Origin of the sequence: Streptomyces sp. NRRL F-5755 (genome assembly GCF_001279365.1) — a bacterium.
Lineage (GTDB): Bacteria > Actinomycetota > Actinomycetes > Streptomycetales > Streptomycetaceae > Streptomyces > Streptomyces rimosus.
Map to the genome: position 1 here is coordinate 23086 of NZ_LGCW01000290.1, position 16397 is coordinate 39482.

The 16397-nt window shown below is 72.6% G+C and carries 18 protein-coding genes; 10 read left to right on the forward strand and 8 right to left on the reverse strand.

What is annotated here, in order from left to right; all coding sequences use genetic code 11:
- Positions 1 to 179 precede the first annotated feature (179 nt).
- The gene (locus ADK86_RS30330; protein WP_053699486.1) at positions 180 to 1562 is read right to left on the reverse strand and encodes a serine hydrolase domain-containing protein; all 1383 of its coding nucleotides are present in this window, start codon (positions 1560 to 1562) and stop codon (positions 180 to 182) included.
- Between the two features lie 200 nt (positions 1563 to 1762).
- On the opposite strand from ADK86_RS30330, the gene ADK86_RS30335 reads away from it, so the two are divergent.
- The gene (locus tag ADK86_RS30335) at positions 1763 to 2497 is read left to right on the forward strand and encodes a TetR/AcrR family transcriptional regulator (RefSeq protein ID WP_053699487.1); all 735 of its coding nucleotides are present in this window, start codon (positions 1763 to 1765) and stop codon (positions 2495 to 2497) included.
- 37 nt (positions 2498 to 2534) lie between these two features.
- Here the strand turns inward: ADK86_RS30335 and ADK86_RS30340 are convergent, their stop codons facing one another.
- Positions 2535 to 3071 carry a GNAT family N-acetyltransferase gene (locus ADK86_RS30340; RefSeq protein ID WP_053699488.1) on the reverse strand — a complete coding sequence of 179 codons (537 nt, stop codon included), beginning with the start codon at positions 3069 to 3071 and terminating at the stop codon, positions 2535 to 2537.
- Between the two features lie 50 nt (positions 3072 to 3121).
- On the reverse strand, positions 3122 to 4000 hold the full coding sequence (locus ADK86_RS30345) for a DMT family transporter (protein ID WP_053699489.1): 879 nt from the start codon (positions 3998 to 4000) through the stop codon (positions 3122 to 3124).
- 397 nt (positions 4001 to 4397) lie between these two features.
- Between ADK86_RS30345 and ADK86_RS43945 the strand changes: the two genes are divergently transcribed.
- From ADK86_RS43945 to ADK86_RS30360, 3 genes are all read left to right on the forward strand, one after another.
- Positions 4398 to 4838, forward strand: coding sequence for a hypothetical protein (locus tag ADK86_RS43945; protein WP_199834503.1), 441 nt, complete (start codon positions 4398 to 4400; stop codon positions 4836 to 4838).
- Between the two features lie 161 nt (positions 4839 to 4999).
- Positions 5000 to 5194 (forward strand): hypothetical protein, encoded by a 195-nt coding sequence (locus tag ADK86_RS30355; protein ID WP_003985007.1) that lies wholly within the window; start codon positions 5000 to 5002, stop codon positions 5192 to 5194.
- 62 nt (positions 5195 to 5256) lie between these two features.
- Positions 5257 to 7188, forward strand: coding sequence for a hypothetical protein (locus ADK86_RS30360; protein ID WP_053699490.1), 1932 nt, complete (start codon positions 5257 to 5259; stop codon positions 7186 to 7188).
- A gap of 21 nt (positions 7189 to 7209) precedes the next feature.
- Here ADK86_RS30360 and ADK86_RS30365 read toward each other — a convergent pair whose 3' ends face one another.
- On the reverse strand, positions 7210 to 7563 hold the full coding sequence (locus tag ADK86_RS30365) for a hypothetical protein (RefSeq protein ID WP_063789121.1): 354 nt from the start codon (positions 7561 to 7563) through the stop codon (positions 7210 to 7212).
- A 42-nt stretch (positions 7564 to 7605) separates the two neighbouring features.
- Here ADK86_RS30365 and ADK86_RS30370 point away from each other — a divergent pair, with 42 nt between their 5' ends.
- Positions 7606 to 8133: an HAD domain-containing protein gene (locus ADK86_RS30370; protein WP_234346100.1), complete on the forward strand. Its 528-nt coding sequence runs from the start codon at positions 7606 to 7608 to the stop codon at positions 8131 to 8133.
- Positions 8134 to 8175: 42 nt separating this feature from the next.
- Here the strand turns inward: ADK86_RS30370 and ADK86_RS30375 are convergent, their stop codons facing one another.
- Positions 8176 to 9678, reverse strand: a complete 1503-nt coding sequence (locus tag ADK86_RS30375) for a PLP-dependent aminotransferase family protein (RefSeq protein ID WP_053699492.1) — start codon at positions 9676 to 9678, stop codon at positions 8176 to 8178.
- Between the two features lie 109 nt (positions 9679 to 9787).
- On the opposite strand from ADK86_RS30375, the gene ADK86_RS30380 reads away from it, so the two are divergent.
- From ADK86_RS30380 to ADK86_RS30395, 4 genes are all read left to right on the forward strand, one after another.
- The gene (locus tag ADK86_RS30380; protein ID WP_234346098.1) at positions 9788 to 10501 is read left to right on the forward strand and encodes a YczE/YyaS/YitT family protein; all 714 of its coding nucleotides are present in this window, start codon (positions 9788 to 9790) and stop codon (positions 10499 to 10501) included.
- A gap of 199 nt (positions 10502 to 10700) precedes the next feature.
- Complete coding sequence (locus ADK86_RS30385) at positions 10701 to 11627, forward strand: TIGR03619 family F420-dependent LLM class oxidoreductase (protein WP_053699493.1); 927 nt, start codon at positions 10701 to 10703, stop codon at positions 11625 to 11627.
- A gap of 126 nt (positions 11628 to 11753) precedes the next feature.
- The gene (locus tag ADK86_RS30390) at positions 11754 to 12575 is read left to right on the forward strand and encodes a glycerophosphodiester phosphodiesterase family protein (RefSeq protein ID WP_053699494.1); all 822 of its coding nucleotides are present in this window, start codon (positions 11754 to 11756) and stop codon (positions 12573 to 12575) included.
- A gap of 392 nt (positions 12576 to 12967) precedes the next feature.
- Positions 12968 to 13351: an RNA polymerase-binding protein RbpA gene (locus tag ADK86_RS30395; protein WP_003984999.1), complete on the forward strand. Its 384-nt coding sequence runs from the start codon at positions 12968 to 12970 to the stop codon at positions 13349 to 13351.
- Between the two features lie 492 nt (positions 13352 to 13843).
- Here ADK86_RS30395 and fxsA read toward each other — a convergent pair whose 3' ends face one another.
- Together fxsA and ADK86_RS30405 are read right to left on the reverse strand one after the other, a co-directional pair.
- The gene (gene fxsA, locus ADK86_RS30400; RefSeq protein ID WP_053699495.1) at positions 13844 to 14422 is read right to left on the reverse strand and encodes an FxsA family membrane protein; all 579 of its coding nucleotides are present in this window, start codon (positions 14420 to 14422) and stop codon (positions 13844 to 13846) included.
- Between the two features lie 145 nt (positions 14423 to 14567).
- Positions 14568 to 14936 carry a VOC family protein gene (locus ADK86_RS30405; protein WP_030371128.1) on the reverse strand — a complete coding sequence of 123 codons (369 nt, stop codon included), beginning with the start codon at positions 14934 to 14936 and terminating at the stop codon, positions 14568 to 14570.
- A 130-nt stretch (positions 14937 to 15066) separates the two neighbouring features.
- Here ADK86_RS30405 and ADK86_RS30410 point away from each other — a divergent pair, with 130 nt between their 5' ends.
- Complete coding sequence (locus ADK86_RS30410) at positions 15067 to 15312, forward strand: hypothetical protein (RefSeq protein WP_053699496.1); 246 nt, start codon at positions 15067 to 15069, stop codon at positions 15310 to 15312.
- Positions 15313 to 15407: 95 nt separating this feature from the next.
- Here ADK86_RS30410 and ADK86_RS30415 read toward each other — a convergent pair whose 3' ends face one another.
- Positions 15408 to 16373 (reverse strand): LLM class F420-dependent oxidoreductase, encoded by a 966-nt coding sequence (locus ADK86_RS30415; protein WP_053699497.1) that lies wholly within the window; start codon positions 16371 to 16373, stop codon positions 15408 to 15410.
- Between the last annotated feature and the right edge of the window lie 24 nt (positions 16374 to 16397).

A 16397-nucleotide genomic window follows, 5' to 3' on the forward strand; every position in this document is an offset into this window, starting at 1 on the left:
ACTTTAATGATCGAAGTTGCCGGACCGGCATGTTCCAGACAGTGATTTCCGGACGTTGTTTCCCCGCCGGGTGAAGGCATCCGGCACTGCCCCGACTCCCGCGCGGACGGCCCCGGAATACCACCGCCCGCACCGCCCCGGAATCACGGCTTCACCCGCCACTCCCCGGTCCGCGGCCCTCACCCCGCCTTCGGCGCCGCCCGCATCGCCATGTACGCACAAGGCGTGCCGTCCCGCAGCGTCGCGAAGACCACCGGCATCCAGTCCTCGCTGACGGAGGACCCGTCGCCGCGCGCCGCGAACACCGTCCCGGAGACCGGCACCAGATCCATTTCGAGCGGCGGGTGGAAGTCCGCCATCCCCTCGACGAACGCGTAGGTCAGATGCGGCGTGCCGGCGCGTTCGGAGACGGTGATGACGACGCCCGCGCGCCGGTACGTGCCGAGGTACGGCGTCACATCCACCACCGGAGGCCGCGCGGGCGGCCCGAAGGGCTCGGGCATCCGCACCCCGGCGAGCTCGCCGAGCAGTTCCCTGAACAGCGCGTCGTAGAGCCGGCGGGCGCTGCCGCCATTGGTCAGCAGGGCTATGGCCACACCGGCCTCCGGCACCACGCGCAGGAACGCGTACTGCCCGACCGAGGCGCCGTCGTGGCCGTACCCGCGGGTGCCGTTCCAGTCGTACAGCGACCAGCCCAGGCCCCACCCGTCGGAGGAGACCGACCACCGGTCGGGGCAGTCGGCCTCCCAGCCCTGCATGGCCGACACGGTCCCGGAGGCGAGCAGCCGGGTGCCGTCCGGCGCCACACCGCCGTCGAGGTGCAGCTTCGCCAGCCGTACGACATCGGCGGCGCCGGCGATGACACGGCCGTACGGGCCGGCCGAGCGCGGCATCAGGTCCCAGGCGGGCGCCGGGTCCGGGTCCTTCCCGGACTCGCCCAGGTGCCCCATCGCCGCCCGGAAGCTCAGCGCCTCCTCGGGCAGCGTCATGGTGTGCCGCAGCCCGAGCGGGGCGACGATCCGGTCCTTGAGCGCCTGGTCCCACACCTGCCCGGTCAGCACCTCGACGAGGCGGCCCAGCCAGTTGTAGCCGACGCTGCTGTAGGAGAACGTCCCCGGCGGACCGTCGAGCGGCACATCCCGCGCGGCCTCGACATAGCGGGCCAGGCAGTCGTCGCCACGGCCGGTGTCCTGCGTGAAGTCGCAGGTCAAGCCGCTGGTGTGACTGAGCAGCCGGCGCGTGGTGATCGTCCTGGTGGCTTCGGGGTCGGCGGTGGCGAACTCCGGCAGCACACTGACGACCGGCGCGTCGAGGTCCAGGGCGCCGGAGTCGGCGAGCTGCATCACCAGCGTGGCGGTGTACATCTTGGCGATCGAACCGAGCTGGAACACCGAGTCGGTGGTGGCCTCCACGCCGGTGCCACGGTGCAGCACACCACTGGCCATCTCGTGGATCGCACCCTCCGTCAGTACGGCGAGGGAGGCACCCGGCACATGGTGGGCGGCGCGCAGCTCGTCGAGACGGGTCTGCCAGTGGGCGAGGTCGAAGCGTGGCGAAGTCATCGGGACATTCCCCTTCCAGGTGGGTCCGGCCCGCGCGGAATGCACGGCATCCAGGACACTCGCCGCACACTGTACGGCTTTCCGCACACTGTACGGTCAGCGCACGGTGAACGTAAAGCCGTACACTGTGCGCCCGTGGTGTCCGGCGGGGCCGGTTCACCGGAGGCCGCGAACGAACCCGAGCGAGAAGAGGAGGCCGCATGCGGGCCGAAGAGCAGGCGTTCCCATCGGTGTGGACCCGCCCTAAGCGCGCGCGGCGGGAGCAGCCGGCGCTGAGCCGGGAACAGATCGTGTCCGCGGCGCTGGAGTTGCTCGACACGGAGGGCATCGACGCTCTGAGCATGCGCAAGCTCGGCACGCGCCTGAACGCGGGCGCCACCTCGATGTACTCGCACGTCGCCAACAAGGACGAGCTGATCGAGCTGGTCGTGGACGAGGTGTACGGCGAGATCGAGGTACCGGCCCCGGACACCCCGGCCGCCGACTGGCGCACGGCCGCCGTCGCCTGCGCCCACAGCATGCGCGCCACGCTGCTGCGGCACCCGTGGATCGCCTCCGTGCTCGGCGAGTCCGGGGTGTCCTACCTGGGCCCGAACGTGCTGCGCATGATGGACGCCCTGCTCGCCGTGTTCGAGAACGCGGGCTTCTCCCTGGCGGCGGCCGACCGGGCCGTGAACACCCTGGTCGCCTACGTCATCGGCGTATCGACGAGCGAGGCCGCGTTCCTGACGGCCCTTGCCCGCAGCGGGCACAGCGAACAGGAGTGGATGGAACGCCTGTGGCCGGCCGCCGAACAGGCCGTACAGCCGTATCCCCGCCTGCGCGCGCTGTACGCCACACAGCGCGACGCGCAGTGGAGCGGCAACCGCGAGGAGAGTTTCGGCGAAGGGCTGGCGTGCGTCCTGGACGGGATCGCGGCGCGGCGCGGCGGGTGAGGGGCGCCGGTTCGCCCAACCGAGCGCCCTTCCCAGCTCATCCCGGCCGTTCCACGCGATAGACGTAGTGGGCGCGGCCGGCGGTGGGGCTGTCCGGTTCGAGTTCGCCTTCCGCGACTCGGCGCAGACCGGCCTTCTCCAGGGCGCGCCACGAGGCCCGGTTGGCGACGGGCACGGGGATCAGGATGGCCGGTGCCTGCGGGTGGTCGTACCACGTCGCCTGTACGACCGCCCGGATCATGCGCGGGCCGAGCCCCTGCCCCACCTGACCGGGATCGCCGATGAGGTAGTCGAGTGTCATGGCTTCCCCCGGCACCTCGGTCAGGGCGGCCAACTCGGCCCGGTAGTCGGGGTAGTCGGCGAACCGGGAGCGCTGGACGAGGCCGAAGGGCCGGCCGTCGAGGAGGACGAGCAGATCCTCTGACGGCTCTTCGCCCCTGGCGACCGGGCCGAAGTCGCGTGCCACCGCCTCCGGCGAGGTCTCGTGGTTCCACCAGCGCGCGATGTGCGGCTGCTCCAACCAGCTGCGCACCAGCGGAAAGTCGGCTTCGGCGAGCCGACGCCAGGTAATCATCGCATCCTCCGCCCCTCGCCCCGACGCCCCATCGCCCCGATGCCCCTCCATCAGGTCGCGGACGGCTCCCCACCGTCCGCATCCTCCGTATCGGCCCGCGGCAGTACGACGATGCCCCAGGTGACCATGACCGCTCCGACCGCTTCCGGCACCAGCCACCATCCCGTGCGCACCCCCTCCCCGTACACCACGATGCCGAGAGCCAGGCTGACCAGCGCCTCGCCGAGGGTCAGGGCGGGCTGCGAGGCGATCAGCGGCCCGGACTCCATGGCGTTGGCCAGCAGGAACAGCGCGCACGCGCCCGCCGCGACGAAGGCGTACGTCTGCCAGGCGGTGAAGAACGCGCCCGGTCCGTGCCGGTCGAAGGTGTCGGTCGCGGCCTTCATCAGCGTCGCGGTCAGCGCGTAGCCGATCGCGGAGGCGGAGCTGAAGAACGCGGCGCGCGCCTTGCCCCGTGGCCGCGGCAGGGCGGCCAGTACGCACGCGGCCATGGCACCCACGGCGGCCACCAGAGTGAGGACCCACTTCCCGGCGGAGACCTCGGTGCCACCACCGGACGGCGCGGCGGCGGCCAGCCCCAGGCCGAGCCCGGCGGCCACCATGACCGACGCCGCCCAGCCGATCGCGGGCAGCCGACGCCGGGCCACCGCACAGGCGATGAGCAGCGTGAACGGCAGTTCCAGCACCAGGATGGGCTGCACCAGGGACAGCGAGCCCAGGGTCAGGGCGAGCGCCTGGCACGCCGCGGCGCCGACGATGACGGCGATGCCGCCCAGCCACGCCGGGCTGCGCAGCAGGTGCCGGACCAGCCGGACGCTGAAGGCGTCGCCCGGCGGCACCTTGCGTGCCGCGATCCGCTGCAGCACGGTGCCCGTAGCGTTGGCCACGGCCGTCAGCAGGGCGAACAGCGCGGAGAGCACAGCTGACACAAAGGGCTCCTGCGGTCCGGCGCAGCGGTCACCGAGCCGCCACTGCCCCCACGGTGCCAGACCGGTCACGCGTGCCGGAACCGCACCACCGCGACGAGCCGTCGATCACACGATCGGCTCTCCATGCCGCTCCAGGTGCGGCTACGTGCGGCTCTCCGCGCCGGCAGGGGTGGCAGCGAAGGCCGTGGTCAGGGGTGATGGCGGACGGCTAGGGATGGGGGTGGCGTGAATTCGCCAGCGGTTCAATCCGCGACCACCCGTCACCAAGTGCCCTTCGTCCGCTACTCTTTGTAACGAGACCACTGGGGCCGAGAACGGGGGTTCGGCCATGGGGTTCACTGCACATCCGGCATGCGCGAACGGGCGCACTCGGACGCGTGAGGAACTCGCCGCGACCATGAACGAGTCGCGGTTCGGCATCGATCAGCAGGCCCGGCCGCCCGCCCAGCGCGTGCGCGGCGGCCGGGAGGCGGGCGAGGTGATGGCGCGGCTGCTCGCCGGCACCCGGCGCGAGCTGCTGAGCCTGGACGATCCTTCCGACTGCCTGGAGCAGCAGATATCCGAACGGCTCCTGGCGCGCGCCGCTTCGCTCGTGCGCACGGCCGTCGACCGCGTGCTGACGGTCCGCCGACTCACCTCCCGCCCGTCCCTGTCCCCACGCACCTACAGCCGCCGCGTGAACGAACTCCTGAGGAACAGCCGCCTCGAAACGTGCCTGGAAGCACTGGCCGCCGACCACCGGGGCCGTACGGCATTTCCTCGTCGGCGCGCGGGGGTGTCGGCGGGTACGCCCCACTGCGTACGCCACCCGTCTCCTGGCCCGCCAGCAGCTACCTGACCTGCAATTATGTGGGCCCCGCGGGGCGCGGGGACACTTCGGTTGCTCCGGGTGGGGGGTTTACCCGAAGAATCACCCGTTCGCAGCTTTTTGCGGCTTGATACTTGCTGTGAGGCTGGAAGGACTCATGGTGACCGTCCCCACACCGAGGAGAGAACTCCATGATTCTGTCCATCTCCGGCGTCGTTCTGCTCGGCATCATCGTCTTTCTGTTCTTCCGCAAGGACGGGCTGAAGGTGTCCCACGCCCTCGTCTGCGCGCTCTTCGGGTTCTACCTCGCGGGTTCCGCGATCGCCCCGAGCATCAAGGCCGGCGGCGCGAGCCTGGCCAACCTCCTGGGCGGTCTCAAGCTCTGACCGCGGCCCCGTCCCCCGCGCACCCACCGCACCCTCCGCGTCGCGAACCACCAGGAGACGATGTGACCCGGCGCCCACTGCCCCGCATCCTGACCGACAGCGCGCCGGTCGCGCGCGGCCGCGAGTTCGCGCGCAGCGCCGCGGACAGCGCCGCCGACGTGTTCCACCCGCTGATCATGATCAGCCGGGGTCTGCGCCGGCTGCTGGCCGCCGGACGGCGGCGCTGGTCCGACACGCCCGAGGACCGGCGGGGCTCACTGCTGTTCATGGCCGCCGGCACCGTCCTGGCGGTGGCGCTGGTGCCGTACGGACCGCTGCTCGCGCTGGTCACGCTCATGGGCGCGGCGGCCTGGGCGGGGCGGGAACGGCCTGCGGAGGTGCCCGCCGGCCCCGCGGACGCCGAGACCGACCGGTTGCGGGCGCTGTACGAAGCCCTGGTGCCGTACTTCGCGATCGAGGGCGATCCCACTCCCCTGTACGCCCACGACGGGGACTGGGAGAGCGTCTTCTCGGACTACGAGTTCGACGAGACCGGGCGGCCGTCCAGGTTCACGCTGAAGTACCCGCCGTACTTCACCGACGGCGACGCCGCGTCCCGGGCCCGTATCGAGCAGGTGCTGCACGCCAAGTCGGGCCGCGGCCGGGAGTACCACTTCGCCTGGGACGAGGAGGCGAACCAGCTGACCCTGACGGTGCTGCCCCCGCTGCCGACGGACATCGCGGCGCAGCAGTTCGTGACGACGCACGGGGAGACCGTCCTCGGGTTCACCGATCCGGACGCCGTGCAGCGGACGCTGCCGGTGGCGGCCGGGGAGGCGACACGGGACGAGCCGCCGGTGGTCTGGCGGACCGGGCTGCGCTCGACCGAGCCGCATCTGCTCGTGCTGGGCCGGCCGGGCGCGGGCGCCACGACCCTGCTGCGGTCCATTGCGCTCCAGGCACTGTTCTACGGCGATGTCCTGGTGATCGACGGCAACGGTACCGGCGAGTACGCGTGCCTGGCGGGCCGGACCGGCGTCATGGGCGTCGAGACCGGGCTGTCCGGGGCCATGGCGACGCTGGAGTGGGCGGCGCACGAGACCGAGCGGCGGCTGATCACCGCCAACCGCGCGCGGCAGGCCGGGCAGCAGGCCCCGGACGACATCCGCTGGCCCCTGTGGATCATCATCGACCGGCCGACCGCGCTGGCCCACCTCGCGGCGGCCGAAGGCCGGGAGGACCCGCAGCGGTTGCTGCAAGTGCCGTTGCGGCACGGCCGGGCCGCGTACGTGACGGTGGTGGTGGCCGACCAGATCGACTGCGCCGGGATGCTGAGCGAGCCGGTGCTCACGCACACCCGGGCCCGGGTCGTGCTCGGGCCGGCCGCGCCGGAGGAGGTGGAGGCGGTGCTCGGGGCGCCGCCGCACACCACCCCGGCCGCCGACGTACCGCCGGGCCGCGGCTACGCCCGCCTCGGCAGCGGCCCGGTGCACCGCCTCCAAGTCCCGGTCACACCCGACCCGTTCGACGACGCCACGAGCGAGGCACACCGACAGGCCGTACTGTCCCTCCTCCCGGAACGCGCGGCCACGGTCGGGGCGGCGGGGGACGCCTGGGAGGTGGAGGACACGGTGGACGCAGCCGCCATGGTGGACACGGTGGCCGCAGCCGGCACGGTGGCGGCAGCCGGCACGGCGAACACGGCAAGCATGGTGGACACGGCAGGCGCGGACCGTACGGCGGACACGGAGTACGCCGACGACGGCGCCGTCACGGACGAGCCGGCCACCCCGGACAGAACGCCCAACCCAACCACCACTCCCACCCCAACCACCACGGTCACCCCGACCGCAACGCCCGACCCAATCGCCACGCCCGCGACAACCGTCCCGGACAACACCCCCCGCACCGGCGGAGCCATCGGCGTCGACCTCCTCTTCGGCGGCGTCGCTCCCGCCCCGCCCAGCACTCCGCCCGCCTCCCAGGAGGCCACGGTCCCGCCCGAGCGCGGGTAGCCGGGCCGTACGGAAGGGCGGTCAGCGACCGCGCCTCAACCTTTCCGCCCAGCGGCCGACGGCCCGTCGCGGACGGCGGGAACCCGGACGAAGCAACCGACGCCCCTCGATACCCGCCTGCCCGGCAACTCCCGGGCCACGTCGCCAGGGGCCGTCGGGCGACAGCACCGACGCCTCACGTTCGGCCTGAGCCTGGATTTCGACATGCGCTTGGTGGGACGTCGCGCGGAACGCTTCCTCGTACGAAGCCAGGGCCGCGCTCATGGCCCCGCCCGCGGCGCCGCGACGGCGTACGTGCACGGCGAAGCCCGCGCAGAGCGCCAGGACGGCGGCGAAGAAAGCGAACAGGATCAGGAACGGAATGATCGAGCCCATGGGGAAGAAGACTACTTGGCCGCCCGGTACCGTTCAGGCGTGATCGATTCCCGGCTCCCGCTCCTCTTCCTCGACGTCGACGGCCCTCTCCTGCCCTTCGGAGCGACCCGGGAGCAGCTTCCGGACGGGTACCCGACCTATGAGAGCGGGCGCGCGCCCCGGGGAGCCGACGCGAATCCGCTGATCACCAGAATCGACCCGGCCCACGGCCCCCGCTTCGCGTCGCTCCCCTGCACGCTGGTGTGGGCCACGACGTGGATGTCGGATGCGAACGACTGCGTCGCGCCGTGGCTCGGGCTGCCGGAACTGCCCGTGGTGGACTGGCCGGAGCCGGACGGCGAGGACCCGCGGGACGGCGTCCACTGGAAGACCCGCGCGCTCGTCGACCGGGCCGCCGGCCGCCCGTTCGCCTGGGTCGACGACGAGATCACCGATGCGGACCGGACGTGGGTACGGGCGCATCACCCAGGCCCCGCGCTGCTGCACCGCGTCGATGCCCGACTGGGCCTCACGGACGCCGACTTCACCACCCTCGGCCACTGGCTGCGGACCATGACCGGCAGTCCCTGATCACGACGACCGCCGGCCACCGCCCACCCCCACCGCGCCCCCTCAAGCCACGAAGCTCTGCGGCACCTCGACCTCCCCCGCGGCCGTCCCCGTGGCCACATGGTGGGCCGCGACGGCCAGCCGGGAGGCGGCCTCTTCGGCGACGGCGCCGTTGACCGTGAACGGGAGGCGGACGAAGCCTTCGAACGCGCCGTCCACGCCGAAGCGGGGGCCCGAGGGGACGCGTACGCCCAGCCGCTCACCCGCCTCCGCGATCCGGGAGCCGGAGAGGCCGCCGGTGCGGGCCCACAGGGTGAGGCCGCCGGGCGGCACGCTGAACTCCCAGTCGGGCAGGTGGCGGCGGATCGCGGCGACGATCGCGTCGCGGTTCTCGCGGGCCTGTGCGCGGCGGATCTCCACGGCCTGCTCCCAGCCGTCGCCCTCCAGGAGCGAGACGATGGCGAGCTGTTCGATGACCGGTGAGCCCAGGTCGGCGAAGGCGCGGGCGGCGACCAGGCTGCGGATGATGTCGGGGGCGGCCCGTACCCAGCCGATACGCATCCCGGCCCAGAACGCCTTGCTGACCGAGCCGACCGTGATGACGGAGCTGCCCGACGGGTCGAAGGCGCAGACGGAGCGGGGCAGTTCGACGTCGTCCAGGCGCAGTTCGGCCATGGTCTCGTCGGCGACCAGGACCGTGCCGGCCGCGCGGGCGGCGTCCACCAGGCGGCGGCGCTGGTCCTCGGTGGCGAGGGTGCCGGTCGGGTTGTGGAAGTCGGCGACGACGTACGCCATGCGGGGCGCCGCGTCCCGCATGACCTGCCGCCAGGCGGGGATGTCCCAGCCCGCGAGCCGGTCGGCGAGGGCGACGGGTACCAGCCGGGCGCCGGCGTCGCGCATCAGCTGGAGGATGTTGGCGTACGAGGGGGAGTCGACGGCGACGCGCTCGCCGGGCCGGGTGAGCAGGCGGCAGATGGCGGCGACCGCGCCCATGGCGCCGGTGGTGACCATGATCTGCTCGGGCATGGTCGGGATGCCGCGCGCCGTGTAGCGGTCGGCGAGCGCCTGGCGGAGCGCGGGCAGCCCGGCCGGGTAGTCGCCGTGGGTGTGGGCGTACAGCGGAAGGCTCTCCATGGCGCCCTGCACGCTGCGGGTCAGCCAGGGTTCGGGGGCCGGGAGGGCGGCGCAGCCGAGGTCGATCATGGAGCCGGCGGCTTCCGGCGGCAGCGGTTCCAGGCCGCGGGTGGGCAGCGGGTTCCCGGCGGGTACGGCGGTCCAGCTGCCCGAGCCGCGGCGGGACTCCAGGAAGCCCTCGGCGCGCAGCGCCTCGTATGCCGCGGCGACGGTCGTACGGCTCACGGAGAGCGCGGCGGCCAGCTCGCGTTCCGCGGGCAGGCGGGCGGCGACCGGCACGCGGCCTTCCAGGACGAGCAGGCGTACGCCGTCCGCGAGGCCGCGGTAGGCGGGGATCCGCCGGCCGGCCGGGGTGACGGTGTCGCGGGAGTCCTGCGACCGGAGCAGCCGGGCGAGTTGCGACGCGCCTACCGCTGAAGTCCACTGCGCCATCGCGAGCAGTCCACCTTTCCCGAATTGGCCATGGAACCTGATCAACTACGCGCCACAGAGTGTCATGCGTCAGTCCAATCATGCCAGGAGGGGGAAGATTTTGTTCAGCATGCGGAGTTCCGCGGCCACCGGGGACAGCGGCGGGGAGGAGGGTGCCCGGGAGGACCGGCCGGGCGGGCGGCGGCTGCCGCGCCGCCTCGTCCACCTCTACACCGGGCTGGTCCTCTACGGCCTCAGCATGGGCCTGCAGCTGCGCGCGGGCCTCGGCCTGGAGCCGTGGAGCGTCCTCAACCAGGGCATCTCCCGCCACACGGGCCTGTCGATCGGCACCGTCACCATCGTCTCCGGCGCGCTGATCCTGCTGCTGTGGATCCCGCTGCGGCAGCGCCCCGGCCTGGGGACGGTCTCCAACGTCGTGATCCTGGGCCTGGTGATGGACGCGACGCTCGCGCTCGTACCGGACATCTCGGCGCTCGCCGTCCGCATCCCGCTGCTGGTCACCGCGATCCTGCTGAACGGCATGGCGACCGGGCTCTACATTTCGGCCCGCTTCGGCCCCGGCCCGCGGGACGGGCTGATGACCGGCCTGCACCACCGTACGGGACGGCCGCTGCGCCTCGTGCGGACGTGCATCGAGATCACCGTGCTCGCCGCCGGTTTCGCGCTCGGGGGTTCGGTGGGCGTGGGCACCGTGCTCTACGCGCTGGCCATCGGCCCGCTGGCCCAGTTCTCGCTGCGCTTCTTCACCCTCGACAGCCCGGGCGGGCGCATCGTGGCGTCGTCCACGCCGGCGCCGGAGCCCGCACCGCTCCCCCACGGCTGAGTTCAACTTCCACAGCTGCGTCCAACTTCGTTGCGCCGGTGCCGGTTCGTCGTCGTGTGCCCCTCCCCGCACCGGTCCCCCGCCCCCTTTCCCCTTCCTTGCCGGCTCCCTGCCGACTGTTAGGCTCGCCGCGCCAACCACCCGCCTGAGCTGGCCTTTTACTGTCCGGCGGGTGGGCACCGACCGGAGGGAGCGCAGGGTGAAGATCGGGGTCAATATCCTCAACTACGGGGCGGACACCACCCCCGAGGGCATGGAGACGTGGGTGCGCGGCGCCGAGGAACTCGGCTACCACCTGGCGATGATCTCCGACCATGTGACCCAGCCACCGGAGGTCGCGGACGCCTTCCCGGCTCCGTTCTACGACCCGTTCACCACGCTGGCCTGGCTCGCCGGGCGGACGACCACCATCGAGCTGGGCACCACGGTGGTGGTGCTCCCGTACCGGCACCCGCTCCAGACCGCCCGTGTGACGGCCAACCTGGACCGGTTCAGCGGCGGCCGGCTCGTGTTCGGGGTGGGCATCGGCTGGTCGCAGCAGGAGTACGAGGCGCTCGGCATCGACTTCGCGGCCCGCGGGCGGATCACGGACGAGTACCTGACCTGCATCAAGGAGCACTGGACCCAGCCCGTCGTCTCCTTCCGGGGCGAGCACGCCGCATATTCCGGCATCACGACAGGGCCCGCCCCGGTGCGCCGCCCGCACCCGCCGGTCTGGGTCGGCGGCCTCAGTGACGCCGCGCTGCGCCGCGCCGGGCGCTTCGGGGACGCCTGGCACCCGTACACGCTGGACGCGGACGCGATCCGCCGGCGGCTGCCGGTCCTGGAGGCCGCGGCGGAGGCAGCCGGCCGCCCGACGCCCGCGGTGACGCCCCGGATCGCGCTGCACCTCACGGAGCGGCCGGTGGACACGGCGTCCCGCCTGCCGGGGCACGGATCGGTCGGCCAGGTCCGCGCCGACCTGGCGGCGCTGGCGGAGCTGGACGTCCCGTACGTCGTCCTCGACACGTTTCTGACGAGCTACGCCGGGCCGGTCCCGCCGGAGGAGAGCCCCCGGCACGACCTCGCCCAGCTGGAGACCGCGGCCGAGCGGATCTTCGACCTTCCGGGAGAGACGCTGCGCTGACGGCGGGCGGGCCCGACGCCCCCGCGTGCACCGGTGCGGCCCCGTCGCCGGCCGGTCACGCCCCGGACGCCGCCCCGTGGCCGGTTGCCGACGCGCCGTACCCCCGCCCTGTATATCCTCTGGCCAATGCGCTCCCAGCAGTTGGCCGGCCGCGGCTTCCCCGTACGCCACCCCTACCTCGACCATCCGGTTCCGCTCGCCTTCGCCCACCGGGGCGGCGCGGCGGACGGGCTGGAGAACACCGCCGCGGCCTTCCGGCGCGCGGTGGCGCTCGGCTACCGCTACCTGGAGACCGATGTGCACGCCACGTCGGACGGCCGGCTCGTGGCCTTCCACGACGCGACGCTGGACCGGGTCACGGACAGCGGCGGCGCGATCGGCCGCCTTCCCTGGCAGGCGGTCCGCCGGGCGCGGGTGGCCGGGCGGGAGCCGCTGCCGCTCTTCGAGGAGCTGCTGGAGGAGTTTCCGCAGGCCCGCTGGAATGTCGACATCAAGGCGGAGGCGGCGCTGCGGCCACTGCTGGACCTGCTGCGCCGTACGGACGCCTGGGAGCGGGTGTGTGTCGGGTCGTTCTCGGAGGCCCGGGTCGCGCGGGCGCAGCGGCTGGCCGGCCCCCGGCTGGCGACCTCGCTCGGGACGCGCGGTGTGCTGGGGCTGCGGATGCGCTCGTACGGCCGGGGCGTACCCCTGGACCGGCTGCTGGGGGCGGCGGTCCGGCGCAACGCGGTCTGTGTGCAGGTGCCGGAGCGGCAGTCCGGGATCCGGGTGGTGGATCCGCTGCTGGTCCGGGCCGCGCATGTGCGGCGTTTGCAGGTGCATGTGTGGACGGTGAATGATCCACGGCGGATGGCGGCGCTGCTGGACCTGGGGGTCGACGGGATCATGACCGACGACATCGCGGCCCTGCGGAAGGTGCTGACCGCCCGGGATTCCTGGCCCGCGGAGTGAGGGCCGTACGCACGGCGGGGCGGGCCCGCGCCGCTCTGACGAGCTGTTACCAGAGCCCCATGGCCCCGGCGATGGGGACCCTGATTTACGGATGGCGGCTGCGGGCCGGTAGTGTACGCCTTTGGCTCACCAGGCGGACCGTTACTGCGCGCTGAACTGTAGAAAGCGCTGGGTGACATCTGCTGCCAGATGTGACAAACCGGGCATTGGTGGGTACAACAAGGGGCGGCACGAAGGAAGGCAGCGGCGCGCAGCGCCTCCATCAGGCGGTGGTGGGCGACGGGTGGGCACATATCCCGGCATCGGGAATCTTCACCGCCGACCGGACGTTGACCGGATGACGACGACAGCGACACCTGTCCTGTGGGCGACAAGCCCGGGAGGCACGATTCATGAGTGAGCGAGCTCTTCGCGGCACGCGACTTGTGGTGACCAGCTACGAGACCGACCGCGGCATCGACCTGGCCCCGCGCCAGGCGGTGGAGTACGCATGCCAGAACGGACATCGATTCGAGATGCCGTTCTCGGTAGAGGCCGAGATTCCGTCGGAGTGGGAGTGCAAGGTATGTGGTGCACAAGCCCTCCTGGTGGATGGCGATGGCCCTGAGGAGAAGAAGGGCAAGCCCGCGCGTACGCACTGGGACATGCTCATGGAGCGGCGCACCCGCGAGGAGCTGGAGGAGGTGCTGGCCGAGCGGCTGGCCGTCCTGCGTTCCGGAACCATGAACATTGCCGTGCACCCGCGCGACAACAACAACAGTCGCAAGTCCGCCTGACAAACGGACGCACGACCGCGTACGGGCCGGGGCCACTGCACCACGCAGTGGCCCCGGCCCGTTTTCGCACCTCGGCGGCCCGGCGGGGTGTGCGCGAGGTCACTCCCGGCCCGCGGAATCATCCGGGCCGCCACAGCGCTGTACCGGTCGCGGGTGCCGGTGGGACAGTGTCCCCGGGCCTCACCATTCGCCCGTGGGGACGATCGTTCGGCTGAAGCCCCACGGAGCCTTTCGCCGAGAGGCGACCGCCATCGGTATCCGCACCTTGGGACCGCCCCGGCCGGCACCCCCGACTGGCCGGGGCTTTTCCGTACGGCGGAGTGCCTTACGCATTCATACGGCGGGGCGTCCCGCGCGTCGGTCCGGGACCAGGCCCCCTCGGGGGGTCCGGCACCAGGCCCCAGCCGCATCGCTACGGACCGCCACACATCGCACGCGCTGTGTGCGCCCCCGTATCCAAGGCGCCCTCCTCCGCCGTCAGTTACCGTCCCTTCAGCGCGGCAGCTGCGGGTCGTCGCGGCGCGGGGACGGCGGCTCGTCCTCGCGGATCACCTCGCCCTGCACGATCTTGCCGTCCTGCTGGTGCATACGCGCCTGCAGGAAGGCGTCGCCGAGCCCGCCCGGGGTGTAGCGGACCCGGCGGGTCAGCAGGCGCTCAGCGCGGCGGTGGAGCAGTTTGCGGGTGGGCGGGAAGAGACAGAGCAGCCCGGCGGCGTCGGAGAGCAGGCCGGGGAACATCAGCAGGAGGCCGCCGAGCATGGGCAGCGTGTTGCCGCTGCCCGAGGACTTCTGGTCCTCGGGGCCGTCGGAGGCCGCGGGGCCGCCCTGCTGCATGCTCTCGGTGAGGTTCTTCCAGGCCCGGCGGCCGGCCCGCTTGATCACGTAGCCGCCCGCCACCACGCCCGCGACCAGCAGCAGAAGCACCGTCAGTCCGCCCGCCGCGTCGGCGACAAGAGTGAGCAGCCATATCTCCAGCACCACCCAGGCGGCGACACCCAAGGGGACGAACCGGCGGGCGCGCGAGCGCTGGGGCGGGCGGGACCGGGGCGGCGGCGTGGCTGCGAACGTCATGTCTCAAGTGTGCCTGGCCCCGGCCGCCACGCCCCCGCGGGTCCGCCTCCCGGAGCGTTCGGGCCGTAGCGGAACACCCGCAGGTCCACCCCGACAACCTGCGGGTACGGGTACGCCCCGAACGACGCGGGCCCCGCCGGACGCCTCACGCCCCACCGAAGACGATCAGGCAGAACTCGTTGCCCTCGGGGTCGGCGAGCACCGTGGTCGGGCAGCCCGCGTCGTCGAACGGGCCGCGCAGCACCCGCGCGCCGAGCGCCGTCAACCGGCTCAGCTCGGGTTCCATGGCCGGCACCCGCAGGTCGATGTGCATGCGGTTCTTGCCCCGCTTGGGCTCGGGCACCTCCTGGAGCAGCAGCTCGGGGTGGCGTCCTGCCGGGTCGGTCAGGGCGGTGTACGGCGGTGTCGTCCGCGTGATCCGGTAGCCGAGGGCCCGGCTCCAGAACTCCGCGAGCGTCTTCCGGTCGTCGCAGTCCAGCACCACGACGATCTCCTTCGGCGCCGCTTCGGTCATCGCGTACTCCTCTCGCTCGTACCCCTGGCCGTACGCGTGCCCCCGATCGCCACAGAACGCATGCGCCCCCGGCCGTCGGGCACCCGTACCGGACACCCTTTCCCGATTTCCCACAAGGAGGCCGAACGCGATGGACAAGCGCAGCGAGACACCGGAGCAGGGCGGCAGCGCCGTCCCCCGGGACCTGCCGGACCAGCAGGCGGACCCGCGGGGCGGCCCGGACCCCTGGGAGGGCCGCAGCCCCGACGACGGGGATGACGAGGAGGAGCACACGGACATCCCCGACACCGATGTCTCCGGTACGGGCCGCCGCGGCGCGCCGCGCGCACACGACACGCAGAGCGACGAGCCGACCCCGGACGAGCCCGCCGACTGATGCGTTCCGCGGACCGCCCCCGCGGGCCCGGCCACCGTGCGTCCCGCGGGGGCGCGCCGTCCCCGCGGGACGCGCGGTCCGGCTTCCGGCCCGGTCTACAGCTCCCGGAGCGCGGGCAGCAGCTTCTTGCCGGCCCAGTCGAAGAACTCCCGCTGGTGGTCGCCGCCGACCTGGACGACGGCGATCTCCTCGAAGCCGGCCTCCGCGTACGGGCGCACCGCCTCGACGAAGTCGTCCACGTTGTCGCCGCAGGGAATAGTCTCGGCGACGTCCTCCGGGCGTACGAACTGGGTGGCCCCGGCGAATCCGTCCGGGTCCGGCAGCTCGGAGTTGACCTTCCAGCCGCCGGCGAACCAGCGGAACTGGTCGTGGGCGCGCTTCACGGCGGCGTCCCGGTCGGGGTCGTAGCAGATGGGCAGCTGGCCGACGCGCGGCTTGCCCTTGCCGCCGTGCTTCTCGAAGGAGCTGATCAGCTCGCCCTTCGGCTCGGTCGCGATGACCAGGTCGGCGAGGCGGCCGGCGATCTCGCAGGACCGCTCCCCCGAGACGGCCACGCCGATCGGCGGCGCCTGGTCGGGCAGGTCCCAGAGCTTGGCGGCGTCCACCTCGAAGTGGTTGCCGTGGTAGGTGACCTTGCCGCCGTCGAAGAGCGCCCGGATGATCTCCAGGGCTTCGGTGAGCATCTCGTGGCGGGTGCTCTTGCCCGGCCAGCCGTGCCCGACGACGTGCTCGTTCAGGTTCTCGCCCGCGCCCAGCCCGAGCCGGAAGCGGCCCTCGGAGAGCAGCTGCATGGTCGCGGCCTTCTGCGCGACGACGGCGGGGTGGTAGCGCACGGTCGGGCAGGTCACGTACGTCATCAGCGGGATGCGGGAGGTGGCCTGCGCCGCGGCGCCCAGGACGCTCCAGGCGTACGGGGCGTGGCCCTGGGAGGCCAGCCACGGCGCGTAGTGGTCGGAGGTCACCGAGAAGTCAAAGCCGGTTTCCTCCGCCCGGACGACGTGGTCGACGAGATCACGCGGGCCCGCTTGCTCTGTCATCATCGTGTAGCCGATTTGCACCATATGCCGCGAGTTTCCCGATCATGC